The following is a 20,001-nucleotide window of genomic DNA, read 5'->3' on the forward strand; positions in this document are numbered from 1 at the left end:
GAATATTTCATAAATTCACGTGATGATCACGCAGGATTTTGATTAATAGGGAAGTTTTGAGAAAGAGGGGTGTAGTGACTCATACACCCGACTGAACAAAATCTTTTTTATTAATCAAAAGGCAAGTGAGGGCACGTGCCAATTTATGAAATATTCGGGCTAACTGGCCGAGATTTCTGCTGCCTGTATAGTCGTTCCTGGCAAGAGCATAGTTCGTAAGATAACGATAATGATGCAGGATCTCATTTCCCGCCGGGGCGTTGTAACTGATATCGTTACGCAGGGCAGGAATTTAATAGAAACCGCGCCATACGTTCGGGTTCACCTGCATGATACCGACGGCGCCGGCGCGTGATATGAGCGGTTCGAGCCGTCCGCTCTTTTTGATGAACTGCCGCCAGCAGCTCTCCTGCCATGCGGTGGCAAGGGACACGTAGCGGAAGAAGTCATGATATTCGGGTTAGTACGTCAGACCTTTGCTGCGGATTGTGGCATTCGCAACTTGATCGAGCAGATTCGAGTCAGCTACCCGGAATTCGATTGTGGGTTGCTCCGGAACGATGACAGGCTCCAAGAACACCTCGATGAATCCCTGCCATTTGGGAATGCGCCAGCAGTCGCCGGCGATCTTCTGCCCGAATCTCGCCTTGACCGCGGTAATGACGCGGATTCGCCCGGCATGGGCTAGAACTCGCCACCTGAAAGAAGAAGACCGGAAGTTGTCACGACAATACCTCATTGATCGCATGTCCGATGTTCATGAGCAATCGCGTATCGGGTGATAAAGCGGTAAAGGCGTTCCAGCTTGCTATACTGGCTTATGGTATAACAACAGGAATACTCAACTGAGGTTTCCGACATCACTCCTTGGGCGGTGCTTTTTCCGGCTCCACACTGTCGACCTGGGGTATAGCCTTTTGTGGATGCTGTTTGACCATCCGCTTCAATTTATCATCCTTTCCCGGCCCATGGACGCCACTCTGCTGTACCTCCATATCCGGCGGAAGTTCCTCGAGTTCGGGCGTTCTGTGCTCAAGTTCGGCTTCGGCTGCGAGCCAGTCATCAAGATCATGCCCGGCGGTGCAGCCACGCTTTTCGTAGTGGTAATAGGCAGCCTCGCGAATCATCGCCTCACGCTGCTCAAGGCTGAAAGCCCCTCGCCATGTAATATCGGGATCGCTTTGCTGGTTAGCGGGAGTGCGTGTCTGTTTAGCCATGTTTTTGTCCTCCATCGTTGAAGATGATGGGGCACGGAACGAACGGGCCAGGCCCGCATGCTGAGCGCCCCCTGTAATTGCCAGGTTAGCCTGCAACCCTAATCCCGGCGACCAGAGCCCTTGATGCAAAGGAAAAATAAATCCCTTTTCTTTTCTGATTAAGCTCTGAAACTTTCATAGTTTATCGAAATACATCCGCTAAAAAAATACGTGCAAACACGTAGAAATAGCCCTTATTGATAAACGATCAAAAATCTTTTTTGGCTCAAGCGAGGCAATATATCAAAAATTAGAGGCGTTGTTTCCCTTTCAGGGGAAAGGCATTCAGTTTTAGTATCGCCGATATTTATTTATTTGTTATCCTGAATGAGTGGAGGCATATCGATTTGGACACTTCTCAATGACTGGTACTAGACCGCTATGCCGATAATCTCACCTTGCTCCTGCGGTATAAAAAAACGATACTGGATGAAGGATTTATTTGACTTGTCTGGAACTGGATAATGAAGGTTATTAGTGTTAGCGACATCCAAGAACTGATCAAAATTATCGGCCTGCAAGCCTTTTTTGACAAACTGATTGCGGCTTTGGAAAGCGATTTTTCCCGTTGGGACGCGTTCCGTAAATCCGTGCGTCATGCCACATACTATGCGCAGGGCGTCATTGAATTGATGCCTTGTGCGGATGATTATTTGTATGCGTTCAAATATATCAGCGGCCATCCCGGCAATACGGCGCAAGGCAAGCTGAGCGTGGTCGGTATTGGCCAGTTAAGCGACACCGCCACCGGCTACCCGCTGCTGCTTAGTGAAATGACCTTGCTGACTGCTTTCCGCACGGCGGCAACCGGCGCTGTGGCGGCCAAGTATTTGGCCAGGGAAGACGCTCAGTCTTTGGCGATCATCGGTACCGGAGCCCAGGCGGAATTTCAGGTGATGGGTTTTAACAGTCTTTTCCCGTTACGAGAAATACGCTACTTCGATATCGATGCGGCGGCAATGGCTAAATTTTCACGTAACATGGCTCCCTATGCTTTCGAACTGATACCCTGCGCTAACATTCGGGATGCCGTCCGCAATACTGACATGGTCATTACGGCAACGGCGAGTAACACACGGCAGATATTGTTCGAATTGCAGGACATCGCGCCAGGCACCCATATCCACGCCATGGGCGGTGATCGCCCTGGTAAAACCGAATTAGACCAAGCGTTGTTGCTGGAGGCAGCAAAAGTTGTCGTTGAATTCACCCCGCAGGCATTAAAGGAAGGCGAAGTACAACAGTGCGAAGCAAGCGACATTTATGCTGAATTGTGGGAACTCGTCACGAAACGCAAGCGAGGCAGGGAAAATGCTGCTGAAATTACCGTGTTCGATTCGGTTGGTTTTGCACTGGAAGATTTTGCAACGCTGCGTTTGGTGTATGAACTGGCATTAGAATATCAATTAGGCAGCGAGATCGCGTTGCTGCCAGAAGTGCATGATGCGAAAGACTTGTTCGGTGTTTTAGCGCCTCTTCCCTGATTTTCTCTCCGAAAAAGAAGAGCTAATCGTTAATCTGCATAAAACATTTCAACGATCGCTCTTATCAGATGCAGCGTTTTAGCGTGCCGGTCACTTTCCGGATTGAACTCGCTGATTTCCAGGCCGCAGAACTTGGCATGACGCTTCGCCGAGGCAAGTGCTGCCAGCAGCGCGGCGGCTTTAATTCCATCTGGCACCGGGGTTTCTACACCAGGCGCATCTTCAGGATCAATTAAATCCAGGTCGAGGCTAATGCCTATCATCCCGCAGGTTCTGCTTAATTGCTCAATGGCCGCAAGGAGTGTTTGCGAGAGATCACTGATTTGATCGGCAAAAACGATCTTGACGTTTGCCTGTTTTAAAAGAGCGTATTCAGCCGGTTCATAACTGCGGACACCGATCAACAGCAGATTCTCTGGCTGAATAAAGCGGCCAGTAGGATACACTGCGCTCAGCCGCTCATCTGCTTTACCCAGCAGCGCGGCAACAGGCATGCCATGTATATTGCCGGAAGGCGTTGTGGCAAAAGTGTGCGCGTCCATGTGGGCATCAAGCCAGATTAGGCCCAATTCGTCGCCGCCTGGCAATCCCTGCAATACCCCTGGCCAGGTGCCGAGCGCACAGGAATGATCGCCACCGATCACCAGAAAAGGGCGCCGGGCTTCAGTCCAGTAGCAGGTAAATTCACTTGCCTTCTGGTATAAACGGGATAATCTGGCCTCTTTCGAGCCCTTCTTCTCGGGATACAGCATGTGCCATTGCAGTTGCAGGCTGGCGTGCGGCACTGGCTGCCGCGCAAATTCTTCACGCAACAGCTCTGCCGCGTGGCCGCACGCCTGCACCGGCCCCCCCAGGCAAGAAGCAATCCCTAGTGTTTGTATGAGTCTCGCCATAAAACAATGATGGCACAGTTCGCAGGTAATGTCTTTAAGATGAAACCGGCCGGTTTCTAATGCCCGCTTCAAACATAGGGTTCAACGGATCAAACAACGCGTAGATTTTCCCGGTATTACTACGTAAACGCTGCTGGTTGGCGATAGCTAGAGCTAGCCCAATTAATATCCTTTAATCGATACGTTAACCCGAATATTTCATAAATTGGCACGTGCCCTCACTTGCCTTTTGATTAATAAGAAAGATTTTGCTCAGTCGGGTGTATGAGTCACTACACCCCTCCTTCTCAAAACTTCCCTATTAATCAAAATCCTGCGTGATCATCACGCGAATTTATGAAATATTCGGGTTAACTAGACAACACTGATGAAGATCTTTCGACTTCGCTCAGACCCCGGAATGGTAGGTTATTCTTTGTAATGAAAGAAGGTGGTCACAACAGCAAATAGCCAAGTTAATATGGCATGTGCCGTCTACCGCCTCTTTTGAAGCTTCAGGTGAGTTTTGACATCCTCCCCCGCCGAAGGCGGGAGATTCCTACGCTACGGCGCTATACGCTGACCTGTATAGTCGCTTTGGTGGGTTCTTGGGCTGAGTGAGTGCCTTGCTGCGCGACTCATATCTCCGCAAGCGTTACTTTCCGCCTATCCGGCGGTAGCCTCATGAGAGGGAGACTTACATGTATTACACGCCGTCATTGGGAGCACAATTGCCCCCTGGTAGCAAGAAGGAAGATACAACAAATGCGAGTAAAAAAAACAAGGCAGCTCTCGCTGCCGTGCTATCCCTCCCCGCCCTGAAGGGCGAGGTTTGCCGCGCAACTGATCAATCGTCTAGCTCTATCTGTCCCCGCGCTTCACCAGAGGGATTTTTGACGCTGTGTACATTTGCGTAGGTATTCCCAGCGCGCATTGCCTCGACAAGTTCCTGAATGGTTGCACCGCAACTAGTGTTGACAATATTCGCATCCGTGAGAGTCGCTTTAATCTCAACCTTGCCTTCGAATCCACCGCTAACAACACCCGCGAGAAAAGCCACCGCTGGCCCATTCTCACCAATAGGCGCACAATGTATATGCGCACCCGCAGCCCCAAGTAAACCCACTGGTTCTTTTTTACGGGTTTTAACCTCAAGCTTGTAATCTATCATTGTATGGTCTTTATTAACTTCGAACTGCACCACTCCCCGAACCCGGGAGTCCACAGGTGGAACCTCCTGGTCTCCGAGAAGTTTGGCCTTGAATTCAGGCGAGTCTTTACTATAAGCGCTCCCAGCCAGAAGTATAAGAACTAACAGTGACGATACTGTAACAGCTGCCTTCATAAATCAATTTCCTTTTGGTTATTAAATGTTTTTCTGTGAAAAGCTCTTTATGGAACCCAAGATGAGGTATAGGGAAAATAAACACCTTTTTATTAAGCTTAATGCTTCAATAGATTATCGAAATACGCTGGCTAAAAGAATACGTATAAACATGTAGGAATAATTCTTATTGATAAACAATTAAAAAATCCTTTTTTAGCTCAAGTATGTAATACGTCAAATACGTCAGAAACTGAATGCATTTTTGTCTTTCAAGTGGAAGACACTCGAGGAAAAGGGCCAGCTCTGAAATACAAAAAGTTGTGTGCATCAGTGCGATCTAAAATCAGGCGGGCTCGAAGAGGTCACGGGTCTGTGCCGGTGATTGAGGCGGTGTCCCAGGACACCATGCTCCTCCCAATCAATCAAGGATAATTCTGATTTTGCGGTACATAGGTAAAACTGTTCCTGATTTCCAGCCAGCTTCCGGTCACCTTAGAAGGGAATACTTGGGGAAATCGGAATTACTAGGCGGATGTGGTAAATTATGGGTTATTCGCAGCTATACGCAGAATATTTACCAGAGGCTTTCATGTGTCGTTTGCGCGCCATCCTGACGCTTCTGGATCTGCTTTCATCCTTTGACACATCGGAGCAAGATCGCATGACGGAAGAATTCAAGGCATTTGTAAAGAAATTCGAGGCCAAGGTCATTCCCCTGCACAAGCAAGCGGCGCTGGCCTATTTCAGTGCCACGATCTCAGGAAAAGAAGAGGATTACAGCCGCGCCGCAGATTTCGAGGTGCAGCTGACCCGGGTGTTCGCCAGCAAGGAGGATTTCGAGACGCTCAAGCGGATCCGTGAGGCGAATACCCTTTCGGACCCGATACTGCGGCGGCAGCTCGATGTGCTGTATCTTTCCTATCTCGAAAAACAGCTTGAAGAAGGCAAGCTCGAGGAGATGATTCGCCTGCAAAATGAGAACGAAAAGAAATTTTCGATTTTTCGCGCGGAAGTAGAAGGCAAGAAGCTTACCGACAATGAGATCGAGGAAATTCTCCGCTGTTCTACCAACAGCATTGAGCTCGAGGCAGCATGGATAGCGAGCAAAGAAATCGGCAGCGTCGTCGCCAACGACGTCCTACGCCTGGTGCGCATGCGCAATGAGGCGGCGCATGAACTCGGTTTCGCTAACTATCACACTATGAGGCTAGAATTGGGCGAGCAAAATTCCGCGCAAATCGAGGCGCTATTTGACGAACTCGACGAGCTGACCGCAGCGACGTTTGCGCAACTGAAATCCGACATGGATGCCAAACTTGCCGAACGGTATGATGTGGCCGTCGAGAATCTCATGCCCTGGCATTATCAGAACCGTTTTTTCCAGGAAGCACCGAAGATCTATGACATAGACCTTGATGTGTTTTACAAGGACAAGGATATCGTCGCACTGGCGAAGCGGTATTTCGCTGGACTTAACATGCCGATCGACGATCTTGTCGAACACAGCGACTTGTTCGAGAAAGAGGGAAAGTATCAGCACGCCTATTGCACTGACATCGATCGCGCGGGCGACGTGCGCGTCGTGTGCAACATCAAGCCGACATACAACTGGATGGACACCACGCTACACGAGTACGGTCATGCGGTCTACGACAAGTTCAACGACCGCAGCGTCCCTTGGGTGTTGCGCGAACCCGCTCATACCTTCACGACCGAGGCTATCGCCATGCTCTTCGGACGATTCGCGAGCAATCCGGGTTGGCTGGAACAGGTCGCGGGTGTGCCGGCTGGCAAGGCGCAGCAGACTGCGGATATCATGTTCCAGACCCTCCGTCTCGAACAACTGGTATTCAGTCGCTGGGCGCAAGTCATGTATCGTTTTGAAAAGGCTCTGTACGAAAATCCCGATCAGGATCTCAACAGCCTGTGGTGGCAGCTGGTAGAGAAATACCAGCTGCTCCGCAAGCCGGAAGGACGTGACCAGCCCGACTGGGCTTCCAAGATCCATGTCGCTCTCTACCCGGCCTACTACCACAACTACCTGATGGGAGAACTGCTCGCATCTCAGTTGCATGCTTATATCTGCCGAGAAATACTGAAATCCGACAACTCCTGCCGCGAGGCCTATGTCGGCCGCACCGAGGCCGGAACCTGGTTCATCGATAACATCTTCAAGCCCGGACGTACCCTCCTGTGGAACGACATGATCGAGAACGCCACCGGAGAGAAACTCACCGCAAAATACTACGCCGCGCAATTTGTGAATTGACGCGGATTTTCATACCGGAAACTTGAAGAGCGAATTCATGAATCCGCCTGGTATACCTCGTATGGACTAGAACTTGTCATCTGAATCGAGAATTTTGGCGATCCCACGAGATTTCTGGATAACGATGATAACGCTCATTATTCCACCACAATGCGGGCAGTGTTCGATATCGAACCCCTGTTTTAGCAAATGCGCACAGAAGTTGAGATTATTTCTATCACAGATATTTTCTCTTAATGAAAATCATCTTCATCGGGATTGATAGCCCCACTATCATCCCTGATCTGTTGATTAACCGTATTGGGGCGCTCTGAACGCGTACGATCAGGCATTACGTGGAGTAGCTGATCAAAGTCCGCACTGCCCGCAGTATTTACAGTGGTACTGGAATCATTGCTGATAGATTGTGATTTAGCATCAATATGATCTTGGTTGGGAAAGGAAGTAGCATCAAATAAATCGGTACCTACTTGCTGAAGTGCTGTTAGATTGCTGTTTTGAGAAAACAGCGTACTCAACGCCATACCGGTTAGACTGAGCACCAGCAGATAATTAATCCCCTTGTACATTTGCTGTTTCGTTTTACGGTTGTTTAGATCATTGACTGATAGCATCTTCAATAGACAAATCAACATGACCAGTACCCATCCACTCACTACCCAAACATTATCCAGATATTTCCAGATGCTAGAAATTTCCATATATCGGCCTCCTCCATCTACCTCACCCAACCCTATATGACTGAAGTTACAGTTACGATAGTACAAATATTTTTTAGTCTATCACTCAATTCTAATCGGGATTCCTCAGTTGATTACTCACTTGAACGTTAACATTATGAATATTCCAATCCTTGCTATAAATTTACTATCACCTTCTGGTGCATTCTCGTTTCGGTACAGATTGCACAGTTTTCTGGGCATATGCCCGCGTTGCAACACCTTGAAATAGCATGACTATGCGGTGTCATTGCGCCTTATCCTGCATCCATAAAACCACATACTCCAAGTTTAAAAATATCAGGATAGAAGTTTTAGGGTCATACTACTTTTGAAAAATTTTCACCCCAGGCTGTACGGTCAATTCCTGCGATCCCCAGAAAAATTACTCCATTCGGAGAGCACATATTGTTATTTTGATGAAACTTTACGGAAAAAGTTTGACGAGGCTTTGTGTTTGGAAATAAATCTCAGCGATCAGTGAGTACTCTTATTGAGCCGGATATAATTCTTGTGCTACTTGTAATACTGCCTCTGTTATAAGCAACAGAGGCAGCGTAACATGCATTTAGAAACTATAAATCTGGAATCAGATCATCAAATCACTTTTGCATCAGATGGTTATTTTTGGAGCCAGTTATCAATCAGCTTGTCTTCTCAGGAATGCGGGAATATCCATCGGATCGACTCCTGATTGCTGCATTGCCGCTACCGTAGCATTGCTTCTCCTGCCGGTACGCATCACAGCGGGCTCATCAAAGTGCATGGTTGAGGTTCTGTCATCAGTTCCCGTACGGGTATGAATGACGGTCAAAGGTCTGCTCTGGGTTTGCGTAACACTTCCCAGTCCGGTCGCAACCAGCGTTACACGTAGATTCTCGTTCATTCCTTCATCGATTACCGTGCCGACGATAACTGTCGCATCTTCAGCTGTCAGTTCCTTAACGGTATTCATTACTTCATGAACTTCGCGCATTTTCATGCCTGAGCTCGCCGTAATATTGACTAATACTCCACGCGCACCCGCCAGCGTAATTTCCTCCAGCAACGGGCTAGCGACTGCCTGCTCTGCTGCCATGCGTGCACGGTCGACGCCGCTCGCCATTGCCGACCCCATCATGGCCATACCCATTTCCGACATGACTGTTTTAACGTCTGCAAAATCGACATTCACCAGCCCAGGGCAATTAATCACTTCCGCAATACCCGCTACTGCTCCATACAGTACATCATTGGCTGCCTTGAACGCGTCCAGCATGCTGATATCGTTACCCAGCACCATCATCAGCTTGTCATTAGGAATGACGATCAATGAATCAACATGCTGTGACAGGGCCTCCATGCCAGCTTGCGCTGCTTTCAGACGTTTTCCTTCAAACGAGAAGGGTTTGCTGACAACGGCAACGGTCAGAATGCCCATTTCCTTAGCTATTTGCGCCACCACAGGTGCTGCGCCCGTTCCAGTACCGCCGCCCATGCCGGCGGTAATGAACAGCATATCTGCACCCTGAATCAGCTCAGCGATACGATCCCGGTCTTCCAAAGCGGCCTCACGCCCGATTTCCGGATTGGCACCGGCTCCCAGTCCTCTGGTAATGCCCGTACCGAGTTGCAGTAACGTGGGTGCACGATTCCCTTTGAGCGCCTGCGCATCGGTATTGATGCAAATAAATTCAACACCTTTTGTTTCATTTAGGATCATATGGTCTACCGCATTGCTACCACATCCTCCTACGCCGATCACTTTAATCACGGCTTCCTGACTTTCGGGATTCATGATTTCAAACATGTTGCTTCTCCTTTAGCATGTTAAATTTTGGATAACTTCTTTTAATGCGCTGCTCACAGCGCAATGGTCAAAAATTTTTCTGGAACCAACTTTTCATTTTTGCAAAAACCTGCTTAGCCGATCCCCCCTGTAAATGACTATGATGATGAAGCCTGCGCTCCTCCATACCAGCCATAATTAAACCAATACCTGTGGAAAATCTGGGTGTACGAACGACTTCCTCTAGGTTACCTTCATACTGTGGCATCCCTAGGCGTACGGGCATATGAAATATTTCTTCCCCCAGTTCCACCATTCCCTGTAAAGAGCTGCTGCCACCCGTAATGACGATTCCAGATGACAGGAGCTGTTCAAAACCGCTACGACGTAATTCAGCTTGTATCAATAAATAAAGCTCTTCTACGCGTGGCTCAATAACTTCTGCGAGTGTTTGCCTGGAAAGCTGGCGTGCTCCTCGATTACCTACGTCCGGCACTTCCACCACCTCACGCACATCAGCCAACGTACGTAAGGCGCATCCATAACGGCATTTGATATCTTCAGCATCTTTGGTCGGGGTACGTAATGCCATGGCGATATCATTCGTGATTTGATCGCCCGCAATCGGAATAACTGCAGTATGGCGGATTGCGCCATTGGTAAACACCGCAATATCAGTTGTCCCCCCCCCGATATCCACGAGGCACACACCTAAATCCTTTTCATCCTCAGACAAGACTGCGATCGCCGAAGCTAACGGTTGCAAAATCAAATCGCGTACTTCCAACCCGCAACGATGAACGCATTTAATAATGTTTTGTGCGGCCGATACTGCGCCGGTCACAATATGCACCTTTACTTCAAGCCGTATCCCACTCATACCAATAGGCTCTCGCACATCTTCCTGACCATCGACGATAAACTCCTGATTAAGGATGTGCAGAATCTGCTGATCAGCCGGAATATTGACCGCTTTAGCGGTCTCCATCACTTTCTCCACATCCATCGACGAAACTTCTTTGTCCTTGATCGCGACCATGCCGTGTGAATTGAATCCCCGAATATGACTGCCTGCAATTCCGGTGTAAACTTCACTAATCTTACAGTCTGCCATCAATTCAACTTCTTCGAGTGCGCGCTGAATTGCAGTGACCGTTGTTTCAATGTTGACCACAACTCCTTTCTTCAGTCCGCGCGATGGGTGACTCCCCAGACCAATAATTTCAAAACCACCCTCAGGTTTTACTTCAGCAACAATAGCCACAATCTTTGAAGTGCCTATATCCAGACCAACGATCAGGTCTCTGCCTTCCTTGGCTTTATTCATTTAACATTCCTCCCTGATTTTCACAACTTCTTCCCGGCACCGGTCTTACGCGGAACCTGTGGCATTGCTTCAGACATACGTATAGCGAATCCATTAGGATAACGTAAGTCCACATAATCCAAAGGTATTGACTGATTCAGGTTCACGATACTCTGCCTATAGACTGAAACATAGCGCCTCAGCCGAGTTTCAATTTTCTCACGCCCCAGTTTTAACAGTGTTCCATTTTCCAGACGAACGAGCCAAGCGTGCCGTGGAGACAGTTCAATCTCTGCAGCACGTTGCCTGATTGGCTCCAATACTTTGTTGAAAATCTCATATTGCTCAATAATTACAGCGGTACTTTCTTCACTAGGGCCTATAAAAACCGGTAATATTTCGTCAGTCGGGGCACGAAATATTTCACCTTGCCTATTCACTAACGCAGCATCGCCCCAGTACGCGAATGCGGTATATTCTTCGAGCATCACTTTCAGCCCTGATGGCCAGTTGCGCTGAATCTTTGCTGCCCGCACCCACGGCAAATCCTTAAAAGCTTCCCGTAATGCATCCAAATTAACTGTTAAAAAATTTCCTCTGACTTCATTCAGGACAATACTCTGAATCTGTTGACGGGTAACATGCTGCAGCTTAGCGTTCTCCGACTGATTAGCACTCATTCCTTCCACACTAATTTCCTTTAGTGCGAAAAGGGGTAATTTTATCACCCTTATACCAAGGACATAAATCGCAGCCAATATCACGCCTGTAAACATCATGTTGGCAAATAAATTCAGCATCCGGTAATTATTCCACATGGGACAATGCCAAAATCTTTACGACTAAATCTTCAAACGAAATACCTGCAACTTTTGCAGCCATCGGCACAAGGCTATGATCAGTCATTCCCGGGGAAGTGTTCGCTTCTAGAAAATAAGGCTGGTCATTCTTATCCAGAATCAGATCTACCCTGCTCCACCCTTCGCATCCCAGAATTTTGTGTGCCTGCAAGGCCTGTGCCTGTAACTGGTGACTCAATTCATCCGGCAAGCCACTCGGGCAGAAATAACGAGTATTATTCGCAAGATATTTGGCGTGGTAATCATATAACTCCCCTGCTACTTCTATATGCACCAGTGGCAACGGCGTCTCGCCAAGAATCGCAGCGGTCAATTCCTTACCCGCAATAAACTGCTCCGCCAATACAATCGAGTCATGCTGCGCCGCCAACTGATAAGCATCTGAAAAATCTTTCTTTGCATTGATCTTGCTTAGACCTATCGTTGAGCCTTCACGTGCAGGTTTGATGATCAATGGCAGATCAAGATAATCTGCGACTTCATCAAAATCACTTTGAGCATCGATGATGACATAACGTGGCGTACTGATACCCACGGCCTCCCAGATCAATTTAGTGCGCCATTTATCCATTGCCAGTGCGCTCGCAAGAATACCACTGCCTGTATAAGGCAGTCCCATCAGTTCCAGTGCTCCCTGGACCGAGCCATCCTCTCCGAAACGGCCATGCAATGCGATGAATGCCCGATTGAATCCTTGTTGCAGCAGTGCCTCCATAGGGTACCGAGCAGGATCAAAAGGATGGGCATCCACTCCTTTTCTCAGCAGCGCACTGAGCACGGCTTCGCCGCTTTTAAGTGAAATTTCACGCTCTGCTGAACGTCCCCCTAGCAGGACTGCAACTTTTCCGAAATCAGGCATACTCATGATCCATTACTCCTGACCTCACCAATAATCCGAACTTCCTGAATCAATTCAATTCCTGTTCTTTCTTTCACGGTATTGCGTATCATGGCAATGATCGCCTCGATATCCGAAGCGGTGGCATTCCCATTATTGATAATAAAATTGGCGTGCTTGGTTGAAACCATTGCCCCACCCACACGATATCCTTTGAGACCGCACGCTTCAATCAGGCGTGCTGCATAATCTCCAGCCGGGTTACGAAATACCGAACCTGCATTTGGGAAATTCAATGGCTGGCTATTAATCCGTGCTGTTAACAATGCTTTGATTTTTTGCCGGGAAATATCGTGATCGCCCCGTTCTAATCTGAACCAGCCACCGGCAAACCATTCCTCGCCGTCTACGTTACTAAACTTCTGCTGTAATGCGACATGCCGATAGCCGACAAGATAATCTTCCGGGTTCCGCTCATGCAGTTCACCGGCTCGATTGATGGTTCTAACCTTTTCAACAATCTGCCAGGTTTCTGCTCCATAACATCCCGCATTCATTGCCAAGGCTCCGCCTACCGTACCGGGAATCCCGGCCAGAAATTCCGCGCCAGCCAGATGATGTAATGCTGCAAAACGTGCCAGCTTGGCGCAAGGCACGCCCGCTCCAGCATAAATCAACCCATCTGCTTGATCCTGCTTGACCAGAAATAACTCATTGAGTCGTGCATGTGATGCCACGATTACGCCGTGAAAACCCCCATCGCGCACCAGCAAATTACTCCCCAGCCCAATCATACAAACCGGTTTAGTTCTGGGTAAATGGCGTAAAAATAGAGCAAGATCGTGCAAATCAGCCGGCAAGTAAACATACTCTGCCACACCTCCGGCGCGCCAGGAGACATGCTTTCTCATTGATTCGCGCACACGTAGCTCACCTCGTAGCAGACTGGTATCGATAACACCCACAAAATCTTCTTCCTCTGAGAAATTCATACTGGCTACATGAGAGCAAGGTGCCGATTGACTAAATTTTGTATGACTCGATACAAGCATGTTCATTGATTCATCCACCGATGACAGCAAATTTTTTCGTCGTCCGCACCACGCGGGAAGCCACTTTCCCTACTGAACCTGCTCCCATTATCAACACAACATCCCCATCCTGCGCAATCCTATGGATAGCTGCAGGAAGCTCATCGACGTGCTCGATATAAATGGGTTCCAATTTTCCCTGCACTCTAATGGCGCGGGCGAGTGATTTGCTATCTGCAGCAACGATAGGATCCTCCCCAGCCGCATAGACCTCGGTCAGCAGTAATGCATCAGCGGTAGACAATACCCTGACGAAATCTTCGAATACATCACGCGTACGGGTATAACGGTGGGGTTGAAAAACCAATACCAGCCGTCGGCCAGGAAATGCGCCTCGCGCTGCGGCCATGGTTGCAGCAATTTCCACAGGATGATGACCATAGTCATCAATCAAGGTAAAGCTGCTTTGTCCGGGTAATTTGACCTCGCCATAGCGTTGAAAACGTCGCTCGACCCCTCCAAACGTCGCCAGAGCACGAATGATGGCAACATCAGCCACGCCAAGCTCGTTACCCACTGCTATGGCTGCAAGGGCATTCTGGACATTATGCAGGCCCGGCAAATTGAGCGTGACATCAAACTGCCGTGCTGTGCCATTTACACCCACTCGCGCACGGAAATGCATTCTGCCGCCATCATGCCGGATATCGGTCGCACTAATCTGCGCACTCTCTGACAAACCATAGGTTGTTACAGGCTTGGTCGTTGCCGGTAAAATATCACGTACATTTTTATCATCCAGACACAATACCGCCATGCCGTAGAAAGGTAAGTGCTCGATGAATTCGACAAATGTTTGTTTGAGCTTACTGAAGTCATGACCATAAGTCGCCATATGATCAGCATCGATATTGGTCACTACTGCCAGAATGGGCTTCAAATAAAGAAAGGAAGCATCAGACTCATCGGCCTCTACCACGATAAACTCGCCACTACCGAGTTTGGCATGGCTGCCTGCTGCTTCAAGTTTGCCACCAATCACGAAAGTCGGATCAAGCTCTGCTTCTGCCAAAATACTCGCAATCAAACTGGTTGTCGTCGTTTTACCATGGGTGCCCGCAACAGCGATCCCTTGGCGTAAGCGCAATAACTCCGCCAGCATCATGGCACGAGGCACTACCGGGATACGACGTTCACGCGCTGTAGCAACTTCGGGATTATCCGGCTTTACCGCGGTTGAAGTCACAACAACGTCGGCAGAAGCAATGTTCTCCTTGGCATGGCCAATATGAATTGTTGCCCCTAGCCCCTGCAAACGCTCAGTGGTCAGATTATTGGACAGATCCGAGCCACTCACGTGGTAACCCTGATTAATCATGACCTCAGCAATTCCTCCCATGCCGGAGCCGCCAATCCCTACAAAATGCACATGTCTAACTTTATGTTTCATCTTCCGGATTCTCCTATTTCCAGACAAGCTTCTGCGGCCATTCTGGTTGCATCCGGTTTTGCCAGACTGCGTGCAAGTGTTGCCATTGCCAGTAACTTTTTGCGCGTAAACCCCCTGATCAAATCTGCCAGATCTTCAGGATTCAATCTCCTTTGAGGCAATAATAGTGCGGCATTATGTTTGCTTAGAAACTGCGCATTCGCAGTTTGATGATCATCTACTGCAAATGGATAAGGAACAAGAATACTGGCTACCCCCGCCACCATCAGCTCAGATAGGGTCAGCGCACCTGCACGGCAGATAACCAGATCACATTCAGCATAGCTTGCAGCCATATCCTCGATAAAAGATACCAAGTCACCTTCTACGCCAGATTCAGCGTAATTCCGCTGCAGCTCATCCAAATGCTTTTTTCCTGCCTGGTGCGTGACCCAGGGGCGCTCATTTTCCGGAATCAGTTTCAAGGCCTTTGGCACAATCGTATTCAATATATGCGCGCCTAAACTGCCCCCGATTACCAATATCTTAAGTTTCCCGGTACGGCCGGCAAAACGTTGTTCAGGAGCTGGCAGCCGTAAAATGTCATCTCGCACCGGATTCCCGGTCACTTGTACTTTGCCGTTTGCGCCTTTTATGGCATCAGGAAAGCCCAGTAAAATTTTGTCAGCGATTTTTGCGAGAATTCTATTGGTAAGACCAGCAATCGCATTCTGTTCATGGATTAAGAGCGGCTTGTTTAACAATGAGGCCATGATACCGCCTGGAAAAGCAGGATAGCCACCCATCCCCAATACTACATCCGGCTGAGTGCGGATGATTATTCGGGCGCTCTGCCAGAAAGCCAATAACAATCGCCATGGCAACAATAGCCAGTCCATCGCCTTTTTTCCGCGAAGACCGGAAAACCCAATGAGTTCAATATGATAGCCATGCTGCGGTACCAATGCTGCCTCCATGCCATGATGCGTACCCAACCATACGATATTCCAATCTAACAACTTCATATAATCAGCCACCGCCAATCCCGGGAAAACATGACCACCCGTTCCACCAGCCATAATCATGATTGTTCGCGCCACCTTCACATCTCTAGAGTAGTTACCATAATCATCACACGCTTAATCCTTTTACTTTTTGCCGGTTCTCCCAATCCACTCGCAGTAAAACAGCAAGCGCAATACAGGTAATGACGATACTACTGCCCCCAAAACTCATAAGCGGTAGTGTCAATCCCTTAGTCGGCAGCACGCCCATATTCACACCCATATTGATAAAGGCCTGGAACCCTAGCCAGACGCCAATACCTTGCGCCACAAGTGCTGAGAAATAGTTTTCTAGCATGGCAGCGGTGCGGCCGATGACAAAAGCGCGCACGAGTATACAGGCAAACATCGCCATGACCGTTGCCACCCCCACAAACCCCAATTCTTCAGCAAGCACAGCAAACATAAAATCAGTATGTGCTTCCGGCAAATAAAACAACTTTTCTACACTCCCCCCCAGACCCACACCCAACCATTCACCTCGTCCAAATGCAATCAATGCATGACTTAACTGATAACCCTTGCCATAAGGATCAGCCCATGGATCCAGGAAACCATCAATACGGTTACTACGATAACCTACTGTTACAATTAATAAACTCAAACAAACGATTAACAGACCAGTCACTCCGGCAAACAGCTTTAGATTCATCCCCCCCATGAACATGATGGCAATCGCAATGCCAGTCACGACCACAAATGCGCCGTAATCAGGCTCCCGCAGTAACAAAAAACCTACCGCTGATATCAGCGCCAAAATAGGCAAAAGACCTTTACGCCAGTGATCCAGGTAAGCCAATTTACGCGCTACATAATCCGCAACATAAATCACCATCAACAGCTTCATCAGCTCAGATGGCTGAAAGTTGACTATTGCCAATGAAATCCATCGCTGACTGCCATTAATTTCACGGCCAATTCCTGGAATCAATACTAAAATTAATAATATAATTCCGACTAAAAACAAATACGGACAATATTTCCGCCATGCGCGCATAGGGAATTGGAAAGCAAAAAAACCCATCAATAGACCCACAAGCAAGTAAATGCCATGGCGTATCAAATAATGGTATGAGCCACTTTCACCATATTCCGACTCGGCGATTGCGATTGATGCAGAATAAACCATGACCAGCCCTAAGCTTAGCAATACCAGTGCCGACCAAATTAGATAGAAATCATAATCGGTTGTTATTTTCTGGCGATTAACAGCGGGTTGGTCTATCATGGATCAATGACTCTCCTGATCAGAACAAATAAACTTTTCCTCAATTTCTTTGACAGCAGCAATAAAAACCTCTGCCCGGTGGATGTAATTCCTAAACATATCCAAACTGGCGCAGGCTGGAGACAGTAGTACCGCATCACCGGGTCGTGCCAATAAAAAACTTATCCGTACAGCTTCATCCATTGCTGCAGCATAATGGATCGGAACCTGGCAATCGCTGATCGCATCAGCGATCTCTTTAGCATCACGACCAAGCAGCACCACTGCCTGCGCGTAGTCAGCTACGGGTTGCTTCAACGGAGAAAAATCTTGCCCTTTTCCATCTCCCCCTGCAATCAGCACAATGTTTTTCTGCATCCCATTCAACGCTACGATCGCAGATCCTACATTGGTGCTTTTGGAATCGTCATAAAAAGTAACATTATTAATAACAGCGATTTTCTGCATGCGATGAGGCAATCCCTTAAACTCACGCAAAGCTTTTAACAAGGGCTCATAGGGCAATGCTACGGCACGACACAACGCCATCGCCGCCAGGGCATTGGCAATATTATGCATACCCGGAATCATCATCTCTTTAGTGTTCAGTAAGTACATTCCCCCCTGAACTAGCCACAGATCTGCTCCACTTCGCAGCAGGCCAAAATCCATATCAGAGATGGGTTCATCCAAGCCAAAAGTCATCTGTTTTCTGCCAGGTATTGCCATGGCACGTACTGTTGCATCATTCCGATTCAGAATCTGGATACTTTTGTTATCACCGGCAAACAGTCTTGCTTTGGCTGCAGCATAGTCATGCATCCCTGCATAGCGATCAAAGTGATCTTCACTTAAATTGAGCACTGCCGCTGCATCAGCACCAAGATTTTGTGTTGTTTCTAGTTGAAAACTAGAAAGCTCCAACACCCAATACTGCGGCAATTTCCCTAAATCCATGCGTTGCATCAGTGTTTCCAATACCGCTGGACCAATGTTACCTGCCACTTCAACATCCCATCCTGCATTTCTAACCATGTCACCGACCATCGTTGTGACAGTCGTCTTTCCGTTCGATCCAGTAATTGCCAGAATTTTGGGTCTCGGTTGCTCAAGCTGATCCAGCGCCTGGACAAATAATTCAATATCTCCTACCACAGGGATTTCACGCTTCACAGCCTCTTGCACAAGCGGCTCAGCCAACGGTATGCCTGGGCTGATCGCAATGAGCTCAGCATCATCAAATACTTCTGCCCTGAATGGTCCGTTGTATATTTTTGTGGCAGGAATCACCTGTTCCAGTGCTTCACGATTAGGTGGCGCGGTACGGTTATCAGCGATACGCACCTCTGCACCCAGGCGGGTCAACCATTTCGTCATGGATAGACCGGTTTCACCCATCCCCAGAACCAGCACTTTTTTATCACGTAAATTCATCGCAGCTTCAATGTTGATAATCCCACTAATACTAGAATGATCGTCAGGATCCAGAATCTGACGACCACCTGATTCTCCTGCCATCCTTTCAATTCATAATGATGATGAAGAGGTGCCATACGGAAGATACGCTTACCGAATAACTTAAATGAAGCTACTTGCAGCATCACCGACAAGGCTTCCATGACAAATACTCCCCCCATGATGACCAACACGATTTCCTGGCGAATAATCACGGTTATCACACCTAATGCTGCACCCAGTGCAAGCGCGCCAACATCGCCCATAAATACTTCGGCCGGATAAGTGTTAAACCAGAGAAATGCCAGACCAGCACCCGCAAGGGCGCCACAAAAAACAGCCAGCTCACCTGCGTCGGGGATATAAGGAATGCCAAGATATTTTGCAAAGACAACGTGGCCGGCTACATAGGCAAAAATTGCCAGCGCACCACTGATCATGACCGTTGGCATAATGGCAAGGCCATCCAGCCCATCTGTTAAATTCACGGCATTGCTCGTTCCCACGATGACGAGATAAGTCAGCAGTACAAAACCAGATATACCCAAGGGAATCGCTACTTCTTTAAAAAATGGCACAATCATATTGGTCTGCTCCGGGAACTCGGCAATTGAAACGAGATACCATGCCACACAACACGCAATGAGTGATTGCCAGAGAAGCTTCGCTGATGCAGAAAGACCCTTGGAATTACGATGCACTACTTTGCGATAATCATCTATCCAGCCAATGATACCGAACCCCAAAGTTGTCAATAAAACAGTCCAAATATAATGATTAGACAGATCCGCCCATAACAGTGTTGTAATCATGATTGCAACGAGTATCAACGCTCCCCCCATCGTTGGGGTACCCGCCTTAACAAGATGAGTTTGCGGACCGTCATTGCGCACGGACTGGCCGATTTTATATGCCGTTAGCTTGCGTATCATCGCCGGGCCGACGATGAATGAAATCACCAGGGCGGTAAGTGCAGCCAGCATCGTGCGTAAAGTAATATAGCTAAAAACATTAAATGCACGAATATCTTGTGCAATCCATTGGGTGATTACTAATAGCATTTTTATCCTTAGAACAATACAGGTTGCTGATATTGCATTTGACTACCACTGCCAT

Annotated in this window: 17 protein-coding genes; 2 read left to right on the top strand and 15 right to left on the bottom strand. The window is 48.2% G+C overall.

Features of this window, described 5'->3' with window-relative positions:
- Window positions 1-460: 460 nt before the first annotated feature.
- Both BLW34_RS15435 and BLW34_RS02630 read right to left on the bottom strand, forming a co-directional pair.
- Window positions 461-739, bottom strand: a complete 279-nt coding sequence (locus tag BLW34_RS15435) for a hypothetical protein (protein WP_143037847.1) — start codon at window positions 737-739, stop codon at window positions 461-463.
- 121 nt (window positions 740-860) lie between these two features.
- Window positions 861-1,217 carry a DUF2934 domain-containing protein gene (locus BLW34_RS02630; protein ID WP_143037848.1) on the bottom strand — a complete coding sequence of 119 codons (357 nt, stop codon included), beginning with the start codon at window positions 1,215-1,217 and terminating at the stop codon, window positions 861-863.
- A gap of 503 nt (window positions 1,218-1,720) precedes the next feature.
- On the opposite strand from BLW34_RS02630, the gene BLW34_RS02635 reads away from it, so the two are divergent.
- A complete protein-coding gene (locus BLW34_RS02635; RefSeq protein ID WP_090575228.1) occupies window positions 1,721-2,740 on the top strand; it encodes an ornithine cyclodeaminase in 1,020 nt (339 codons plus the stop codon).
- 29 nt (window positions 2,741-2,769) lie between these two features.
- Here BLW34_RS02635 and BLW34_RS02640 read toward each other — a convergent pair whose 3' ends face one another.
- Window positions 2,770-3,633 carry an arginase gene (locus BLW34_RS02640; protein WP_090575232.1) on the bottom strand — a complete coding sequence of 288 codons (864 nt, stop codon included), beginning with the start codon at window positions 3,631-3,633 and terminating at the stop codon, window positions 2,770-2,772.
- 826 nt (window positions 3,634-4,459) lie between these two features.
- Window positions 4,460-4,957: a CHRD domain-containing protein gene (locus BLW34_RS02645; RefSeq protein WP_090575235.1), complete on the bottom strand. Its 498-nt coding sequence runs from the start codon at window positions 4,955-4,957 to the stop codon at window positions 4,460-4,462.
- Between the two features lie 571 nt (window positions 4,958-5,528).
- Here BLW34_RS02645 and BLW34_RS02650 point away from each other — a divergent pair.
- Window positions 5,529-7,208, top strand: coding sequence for a M2 family metallopeptidase (locus BLW34_RS02650; protein ID WP_177165935.1), 1,680 nt, complete (start codon window positions 5,529-5,531; stop codon window positions 7,206-7,208).
- A gap of 233 nt (window positions 7,209-7,441) precedes the next feature.
- On the opposite strand, the gene BLW34_RS02655 is transcribed toward BLW34_RS02650, so the two are convergent.
- The 11 genes from BLW34_RS02655 to mraY form a co-directional block, all read right to left on the bottom strand.
- Entirely contained in the window at window positions 7,442-7,909 is a 468-nt protein-coding gene (locus BLW34_RS02655; RefSeq protein WP_090575241.1) for a hypothetical protein, read from the bottom strand.
- A 658-nt stretch (window positions 7,910-8,567) separates the two neighbouring features.
- Complete coding sequence (ftsZ, locus tag BLW34_RS02660) at window positions 8,568-9,716, bottom strand: cell division protein FtsZ (RefSeq protein ID WP_090542323.1); 1,149 nt, start codon at window positions 9,714-9,716, stop codon at window positions 8,568-8,570.
- Between the two features lie 67 nt (window positions 9,717-9,783).
- The gene (gene ftsA / locus BLW34_RS02665) at window positions 9,784-11,022 is read right to left on the bottom strand and encodes a cell division protein FtsA (RefSeq protein WP_090542321.1); all 1,239 of its coding nucleotides are present in this window, start codon (window positions 11,020-11,022) and stop codon (window positions 9,784-9,786) included.
- A gap of 20 nt (window positions 11,023-11,042) precedes the next feature.
- Window positions 11,043-11,801, bottom strand: a complete 759-nt coding sequence (locus BLW34_RS02670) for a cell division protein FtsQ/DivIB (protein ID WP_256203541.1) — start codon at window positions 11,799-11,801, stop codon at window positions 11,043-11,045.
- A gap of 7 nt (window positions 11,802-11,808) precedes the next feature.
- Complete coding sequence (locus tag BLW34_RS02675) at window positions 11,809-12,726, bottom strand: D-alanine--D-alanine ligase (protein ID WP_090575247.1); 918 nt, start codon at window positions 12,724-12,726, stop codon at window positions 11,809-11,811.
- Window positions 12,723-13,691 carry a UDP-N-acetylmuramate dehydrogenase gene (gene murB / locus BLW34_RS02680; RefSeq protein ID WP_090575385.1) on the bottom strand — a complete coding sequence of 323 codons (969 nt, stop codon included), beginning with the start codon at window positions 13,689-13,691 and terminating at the stop codon, window positions 12,723-12,725. Before murB ends, BLW34_RS02675 begins: the two co-directional genes overlap by 4 nt.
- 70 nt (window positions 13,692-13,761) lie before the next feature.
- Complete coding sequence (gene murC, locus BLW34_RS02685; RefSeq protein WP_090575250.1) at window positions 13,762-15,180, bottom strand: UDP-N-acetylmuramate--L-alanine ligase; 1,419 nt, start codon at window positions 15,178-15,180, stop codon at window positions 13,762-13,764.
- Complete coding sequence (gene murG, locus BLW34_RS02690; RefSeq protein ID WP_090575388.1) at window positions 15,177-16,244, bottom strand: undecaprenyldiphospho-muramoylpentapeptide beta-N-acetylglucosaminyltransferase; 1,068 nt, start codon at window positions 16,242-16,244, stop codon at window positions 15,177-15,179. Before murG ends, murC begins: the two co-directional genes overlap by 4 nt.
- A gap of 46 nt (window positions 16,245-16,290) precedes the next feature.
- Complete coding sequence (ftsW, locus tag BLW34_RS02695) at window positions 16,291-17,451, bottom strand: putative lipid II flippase FtsW (protein ID WP_090575253.1); 1,161 nt, start codon at window positions 17,449-17,451, stop codon at window positions 16,291-16,293.
- A gap of 3 nt (window positions 17,452-17,454) precedes the next feature.
- Window positions 17,455-18,864 (bottom strand): UDP-N-acetylmuramoyl-L-alanine--D-glutamate ligase, encoded by a 1,410-nt coding sequence (murD, locus tag BLW34_RS02700; RefSeq protein WP_090575256.1) that lies wholly within the window; start codon window positions 18,862-18,864, stop codon window positions 17,455-17,457.
- Window positions 18,861-19,946, bottom strand: a complete 1,086-nt coding sequence (mraY, locus tag BLW34_RS02705) for a phospho-N-acetylmuramoyl-pentapeptide-transferase (RefSeq protein ID WP_090542309.1) — start codon at window positions 19,944-19,946, stop codon at window positions 18,861-18,863. The genes murD and mraY overlap by 4 nt, the downstream gene beginning before the upstream one ends.
- Window positions 19,947-20,001 lie beyond the last annotated feature (55 nt).

The organism is Nitrosomonas sp. Nm58, assembly GCF_900107335.1.
Taxonomy (GTDB): Bacteria; Pseudomonadota; Gammaproteobacteria; order Burkholderiales; family Nitrosomonadaceae; genus Nitrosomonas.

What these genes read in the sequence shown, in the direction of transcription:
- murD (WP_090575256.1), bottom strand. Translation starts at nt 18,864, where the DNA reads ATGAATTTACGTGATAAAAAAGTGCTGGTTCTGGGGATGGGTGAAACC.
- BLW34_RS02650 (WP_177165935.1), top strand. Translation starts at nt 5,529, where the DNA reads ATGTGTCGTTTGCGCGCCATCCTGACGCTTCTGGATCTGCTTTCATCC.
- murG (WP_090575388.1), bottom strand. Translation starts at nt 16,244, where the DNA reads ATGATTATGGCTGGTGGAACGGGTGGTCATGTTTTCCCGGGATTGGCG.
- BLW34_RS02675 (WP_090575247.1), bottom strand. Translation starts at nt 12,726, where the DNA reads ATGAGTATGCCTGATTTCGGAAAAGTTGCAGTCCTGCTAGGGGGACGT.
- BLW34_RS02640 (WP_090575232.1), bottom strand. Translation starts at nt 3,633, where the DNA reads ATGGCGAGACTCATACAAACACTAGGGATTGCTTCTTGCCTGGGGGGG.
- BLW34_RS02670 (WP_256203541.1), bottom strand. Translation starts at nt 11,801, where the DNA reads ATGCTGAATTTATTTGCCAACATGATGTTTACAGGCGTGATATTGGCT.
- murC (WP_090575250.1), bottom strand. Translation starts at nt 15,180, where the DNA reads ATGAAACATAAAGTTAGACATGTGCATTTTGTAGGGATTGGCGGCTCC.
- ftsA (WP_090542321.1), bottom strand. Translation starts at nt 11,022, where the DNA reads ATGAATAAAGCCAAGGAAGGCAGAGACCTGATCGTTGGTCTGGATATA.
- BLW34_RS02645 (WP_090575235.1), bottom strand. Translation starts at nt 4,957, where the DNA reads ATGAAGGCAGCTGTTACAGTATCGTCACTGTTAGTTCTTATACTTCTG.
- BLW34_RS15435 (WP_143037847.1), bottom strand. Translation starts at nt 739, where the DNA reads ATGAGGTATTGTCGTGACAACTTCCGGTCTTCTTCTTTCAGGTGGCGA.
- BLW34_RS02635 (WP_090575228.1), top strand. Translation starts at nt 1,721, where the DNA reads ATGAAGGTTATTAGTGTTAGCGACATCCAAGAACTGATCAAAATTATC.
- ftsW (WP_090575253.1), bottom strand. Translation starts at nt 17,451, where the DNA reads ATGATAGACCAACCCGCTGTTAATCGCCAGAAAATAACAACCGATTAT.
- ftsZ (WP_090542323.1), bottom strand. Translation starts at nt 9,716, where the DNA reads ATGTTTGAAATCATGAATCCCGAAAGTCAGGAAGCCGTGATTAAAGTG.
- BLW34_RS02630 (WP_143037848.1), bottom strand. Translation starts at nt 1,217, where the DNA reads ATGGCTAAACAGACACGCACTCCCGCTAACCAGCAAAGCGATCCCGAT.
- BLW34_RS02655 (WP_090575241.1), bottom strand. Translation starts at nt 7,909, where the DNA reads ATGGAAATTTCTAGCATCTGGAAATATCTGGATAATGTTTGGGTAGTG.
- mraY (WP_090542309.1), bottom strand. Translation starts at nt 19,946, where the DNA reads ATGCTATTAGTAATCACCCAATGGATTGCACAAGATATTCGTGCATTT.
- murB (WP_090575385.1), bottom strand. Translation starts at nt 13,691, where the DNA reads ATGAATTTCTCAGAGGAAGAAGATTTTGTGGGTGTTATCGATACCAGT.